This window comes from Rhizobium sp. 2YAF20 (genome assembly GCF_052114685.1).
GTDB lineage: Bacteria > Pseudomonadota > Alphaproteobacteria > Rhizobiales > Rhizobiaceae > Rhizobium.
This window is the reverse complement of the sequence record NZ_JBFRFF010000101.1, coordinates 1-2,533: the sequence shown is the minus strand read 5'-3', so window position 1 is coordinate 2,533 and position 2,533 is coordinate 1. Positions and strand designations below refer to the sequence as shown.

At 61.6% G+C, this 2,533-nt stretch carries 2 protein-coding genes; both read left to right on the top strand.

The features are described from left to right. Window positions 1-119 precede the first annotated feature (119 nt). A complete protein-coding gene (locus AB4Z52_RS35930) occupies window positions 120-1,025 on the top strand; it encodes a tyrosine-type recombinase/integrase (RefSeq protein ID WP_442222567.1) in 906 nt (301 codons plus the stop codon). Window positions 1,026-1,028: 3 nt separating this feature from the next. Beyond that, window positions 1,029-2,231 (top strand): IS91 family transposase, encoded by a 1,203-nt coding sequence (locus AB4Z52_RS35925; protein ID WP_442222566.1) that lies wholly within the window; start codon window positions 1,029-1,031, stop codon window positions 2,229-2,231. The last annotated feature ends 302 nt before the right edge of the window (window positions 2,232-2,533 follow it).

Here is a 2,533-nt window from a genome sequence, read left to right as displayed (position 1 = left end):
TGCACGAACCCGCTTCGCGGGAGGGCGTGCGCGGTGAGTTTCGTATGATTATCTGAGGTTCTAGGCAGGCTGCAGGTGTTGCCTGACCATGGAGTTCCCTTCAACGAGAGGAACGTTCAATGGCCAGCTTCTCCAACGATACCCGGACCACACCGCTTCGCCAACGCATGCAAGAAGATATGCTGATGCGGGGGTTGGGATCCCACACTCAGCAGGACTACATCCGTCATGTCCGGCGCTTCGCAACGTTTCTTGGGCGTGCCCCTGACACGGCAACGGTCGCTGACATACGGCATTTCCAGTTGTATCAGCATGAGAACGGTGTAGGCCCCGCGACGATCAACAGCACGGTTTCGGCGCTACGCTTTCTGTTTATGGTGACGCTGAAGCGGCGGGATATGGCGCGAGCGCTGGTGATCACCCGCAATCCGCGCAAGCTACCCGATGTACTGAGCATGGAGGAAGCCGCACGGTTGCTCGAGGCGGCGCCAGGCATCAAATACAAAGCGGCGCTCGGCGCAGCCTATGGCGCGGGCTTGCGCGTCTCGGAGGTCGCGCATCTCAAGGTCGATGACATCGACTCGACACGCATGCTGATCCGGGTTGAACAAGGCAAAGGACGCAAGGATCGCAATGCCATGCTTTCTCCGCAACTCCTTGAACTGCTGCGACTGTGGTGGCGCGAAGGAAAGCGGCGCGGCGTGATGCTGCCCCATGGCTGGCTGTTTCCGGGACGCAGTCGCACCGACCCGATCTCGTCGCGGCAACTGCATCGCGCCGTTCAGGAAGCTGCGGAGGTCGCCGGCATACACAAGCGCGTCAGTCCGCATACCCTACGGCACAGCTTTGCCACCCACCTTCTGGAGGATGGCACCGATATCCGCGTCATCCAGGTTCTGCTCGGACATAGCAAGCTGGAGACGACCGCGCTCTATGCCAAGGTTTCTACCCGGACGATCCATGCGGTCGCTGGGCCGCTCGACCGGCTGATGGCACTTATGGAAGGCAAGACGCCCGACGGCTGAGCCATGCGCACCTCGATCGAGGTCGCCGATATTTTCCGTGTTGCCGGGCCGACCTATCGCAAAGCCCATGGGGAACACCTCAGCTTGGCCCAGCTCAAGGTGATGTCGGCGGTAGAACACTGCCGCACCGCTGCATTGGGTGGTCACGTCGAGGCCTGCGAGGACTGCGGAGAGTGGCGCATTGCCTACAATTCCTGCCGGAACCGGCACTGTCCGAAGTGCCAGGGTGCCGCCGCACGCACATGGCTCGCCGAACGAGAGGCGGATCTCTTGCCGGTTGGATACTTTCACGTCGTCTTCACATTGCCAGCCGAGGTCGCCGCCATTGCCTTCTACAACAAGGCGCTGGTTTACGATCTTCTGTTCAAGGCCGCATCCGAGACGATGCTGACGATCGCCGCCGATCCGAAGCATCTCGGCGCGCGCATCGGCATCACTGCCGTGCTGCACACATGGGGATCGGCCATGACCCATCATCCCCATGTTCACATGATCGTGCCGGGCGGCGGCATAGCCCTTGATGGGGCACGCTGGATATCGTCACGTCCGGCATTCCTCTTGCCGGTGCGTGTGCTCGGCAAGCTGTTCCGGCGCTTGTTCCTCACGCGACTGCTCCAGCTCCACGATGCCGGGCGGCTCGCCTTCTTCGGTTCGGCTGCGCATCTCGCTGACCGCCGGGCATTCGGACGGTACCTGTCGCCGGTGCGAAAGAAGCGTTGGGTCGTCTACGCCAAGCCGCCCTTCGCGGGACCTGAGGCGGTTCTTGCCTATCTGTCACGCTATACGCACCGAGTGGCCATCTCGAACAGTCGTCTGATCTCGTTCGACGAGACCGGCGTCACCTTCCACTTCAAGAACTACCGCCGCGATGGTTCCGATCGGCAGCAGGTCATGACGCTTGCCCCCGACGAGTTCATTCGCCGTTTCTTGCTTCACGTCCTGCCGCGCGGCTTCCACCGCATCCGGCATTACGGTCTGCTCGCCGGCAGTTCCCGAAAGACTAGCATCACCCGCGCCCGCGAATTTCTGAACGCTGCCCCACCGCCTGCCGACAACGCTGCCGACGCTGCCGACGAGCCAATCGAGATCCGCCCGACATGCCCATGTTGCGGCGGACGCATGATCGTCATCGAGGTGTTCGAATGCTGGCATCAGCCACGCGGACCGCCAAACACGGCGACAACGAACCGGGAGAGTGCGTCATGACCCGGCATGGCAGATCCATTCATATGACCCGCTCAAAGCAGAGCCGGCCAACGGGAGGGTCTGCGCCAGTCCCTATGGCGACGGCTTTCAGCCGAGCAAACGCGCTCACAATCACCACAAAAAACTCGGCAATCACACGTACAAACACCAATTTCGCCCCGCCGGGACTAACAAACGCCGCTGCGATCGGCGGCCCGCCGGAAGATCCGATACACAAAACCCCATAGCTCAGAGAATGCCGACCGCGGGTTCCTGCATGAGAGGCTTTCGTACGCCTGTCGGCACCCGAAACCCTTCACCAT

Coding starts and splice junctions, on each gene's coding strand:
- AB4Z52_RS35930 (WP_442222567.1), top strand. CDS start 120: ATGGCCAGCTTCTCCAACGATACCCGGACCACACCGCTTCGCCAACGC.
- AB4Z52_RS35925 (WP_442222566.1), top strand. CDS start 1,029: ATGCGCACCTCGATCGAGGTCGCCGATATTTTCCGTGTTGCCGGGCCG.